This is a genomic window from Kitasatospora sp. NPDC007106, assembly GCF_040634455.1.
In the GTDB taxonomy this organism is placed as follows: Bacteria; Actinomycetota; Actinomycetes; order Streptomycetales; family Streptomycetaceae; genus Kitasatospora; species Kitasatospora arboriphila.
Window position 1 is genome coordinate 1 of sequence record NZ_JBEYFP010000829.1, and the last position, 2,500, is coordinate 2,500.

Sequence of the window (2,500 nt, forward strand, 5' to 3'; positions counted from 1 at the left end):
CAGCGCGAGCACGCCGTCGCCGAACTCCTCACCGACGTCGGCGTGGAGGCCTCCAACCTCTCCCAGCAGCTCGCCGTGCTCCGCCGCGCCGGGGTGGTCACCTCCCGCCGCGACGGCGCCACCGTGATCTACCGGATCGCCAGCCCCGAGGTCGCCGAACTGCTCGCCGTCGCCCGGTCGATCCTGACCGACGTGATCACCGGCCGGGCGGAGCTGCTCGGCGACCTCCGCCCGGGACCGCTCGGCTGACCGACCGTCGTCCGGGCCGTCCGGGGCGGCGTCACACCTCCCGGCCGGTGCCGCGGGCGACGTCCGCGACCAGCCGGGCCGTGGCCGGGGCGGCGATCCCGTGGGCGGCGGCGGCCCGCAGCACGGCGCCGCCGATCGCGTCGAGTTCGAGCGGACGTCCGGCCTCCGCGTCGCGCTGCATCGAGGACCTCATCGCGTGCGGCGAGCGGTCGAAGAAGGCGAGCACGTCCTCGGCCGTCACCGCGGTGCCCGCGGCCCGGGCGACACCGGTGATCTCCTCGACCACGGCGACGAGTTCCGGGCGCAGGTCGCTGCGGACCGTTCCGGCGTCCGCCCGGTACCGGGTGGTCAGCAGGGCGAACGGTGCCAGGAAGGCGAGCTTCTCCCACAGCATCGAGGTCTCGTCGGACCGCAGGGTCGCGCCCAGGCCCGCCCCGCGCAGGGCCTCGGCCAGGTCGTCCGCCGGTCCGGCGAGTTGGACGTCGGCGAACGGGCTGCCGTGGCGGATGCGCCCCGGAGCGGTGCGGGTCGCCTCGACCCTGATCGTGCCGGCGACCACCCGAGCCGCGGGGCGGCGTCCGCGCAGCACGGCGAGGTGGTCGAGTCCGTTGAGCAGCGGGACCACGGCGGCGCCGCCGAGGACCCCGGCCGGGACCCGGTCGAGCGCCGACTCCAAGGCGGTCTGCTTGACCGTCACGAAGACGGCGTCCACCGGCTGCCGCAGCAGCGTGTCGGCCTCGACCGCGACGGTGAACTCCCCGAACCGGGCGCTCTCGACGTGCAGACCGTCCCTGCGCAGGACGGCCGCGGTGGACTCGCCGGCCAGGCAGACGACGCGGTGTCCGGCACGGGCGAGCAGCGCGCCGATCAAGCCTCCGACGCCGCCCGGTCCGAGGACGGCCACGGTCAGGGGGGTGGTGGTCACATGTGCTCCTGTGGTCTGCGGGTCCGGTGCGGCCGAGTGCCGCGAAGTGCCCCACGGATCACCGCACTTCACGGTCGGCGCCGATGCGGCTCCGCGCGGGCGAACACGGGACCGTGCGGGTCGACACCCGCCGCCGCACCCGCCCGTCCGGATCGGGTGGAGGCGACGGCGGGTTGCCGCCCTGGGCCCTGCAGCGATGATCAAGCATGGCGAAAACCCCAGTCAATCCTCGGATTCGCTGCCACGGACCCAAGCGATACCTTGGGTCACCGTGACACTCGACGACCTCCGCGTCTTCACCGCCGTCTGCCGGACGGGCTCGCTGAGCGCCGCCGCCCGGGACCTCTCCTGCACCCAGTCCGCCGTCAGCCAGCACGTGAAGCGGCTGGAACGCGAGCTGGGCCTGAGCCTGCTCGAACGGCACACCCGCGGCGTACTGCCGACCGCGTACGGGCGCATGCTCGACGCGGCCGTCACCGAGGGACTGGGGTGCATCGACCACACCCTGCGGCGGCTCGAGGCCGCGGCCCGCTCCGGTGTCGGCTCGGTGCGGGTCACCACGGGCGCCACCACCGTGCGGCACTTCATGGCCGCGGCCGTGGTCGACTTCCGGCGGCACTTCCCACGGGCCAGCCTCGAGTTCCAGACCGAGACCGCCAGCCGCGGCTGCTTCGACGCCCTGGCCGCCGGCAGCGTCGACCTCGCCTGGATCACCCTCGGGCCCGCCGCCCGCGCCGTCGAGCAGCGCCCGGTGGTCGAACTCCCGTGGTCCCTCGCCGTCTCCGCCGCCGACCCGCTCGCCACGAGGACCGAGGTCTCGCCGGCCGACCTGCAGGACGCGCGGCTCATCGGACTCCCCGAGAACTCGACCGCGCGGCGCCAACTCGCCGCGTGGCTGGCCGAGTCCGGGATCCGGCCGGTCTTCGACACCAGCGTCACCGACTGGGACACCGCGATCCTCCTCGCCGAACTGGGCCTCGGCCGCGCCGTCGTCCCGGCCCTGCCCGCCTGGAGCGGCCCCGGCCACCCCGACCTGCGGCTGATCCCCGTCCCCGGACTGCCGGCCCTCACCGCGGGCTGGGCCGTCCGCCGCTGGGACGCCCTCTCACCGCTGGCGCTCGCCTTCGCCGAGACCGTCGAGCGGCACTGCGGCACCGCAACCCTCCCGCGACACCCGGCGGACGGGCTCGCCCCGCCGGAACCCGGGCACCGGTAGGCCGCTCCTGCCGGCTCCTTCCGCCCATGGCACACCGACCGGTGGCCTGTCCGGGATTCGCCGTACTCCGGTACGGGTTCGCCCGGGCCGTGCATGATCGGGCCATGAAG

3 protein-coding genes are annotated in these 2,500 nt (G+C 75.3%); 2 read left to right on the top strand and 1 reads right to left on the bottom strand.

Annotated elements, in window-relative coordinates; all coding sequences use genetic code 11:
* A partial coding sequence (locus ABZ641_RS32920) for a metalloregulator ArsR/SmtB family transcription factor (protein ID WP_359987809.1) occupies window positions 1-249 on the top strand: 249 nt, incomplete at its 5' end.
* Between the two features lie 31 nt (window positions 250-280).
* Here the strand turns inward: ABZ641_RS32920 and ABZ641_RS32925 are convergent.
* Complete coding sequence (locus tag ABZ641_RS32925; protein WP_359987810.1) at window positions 281-1,174, bottom strand: 2-dehydropantoate 2-reductase; 894 nt, start codon at window positions 1,172-1,174, stop codon at window positions 281-283.
* 271 nt (window positions 1,175-1,445) lie between these two features.
* On the opposite strand from ABZ641_RS32925, the gene ABZ641_RS32930 reads away from it, so the two are divergent.
* Window positions 1,446-2,390 (top strand): LysR family transcriptional regulator, encoded by a 945-nt coding sequence (locus ABZ641_RS32930; protein ID WP_359987813.1) that lies wholly within the window; start codon window positions 1,446-1,448, stop codon window positions 2,388-2,390.
* Window positions 2,391-2,500: the final 110 nt, after the last annotated feature.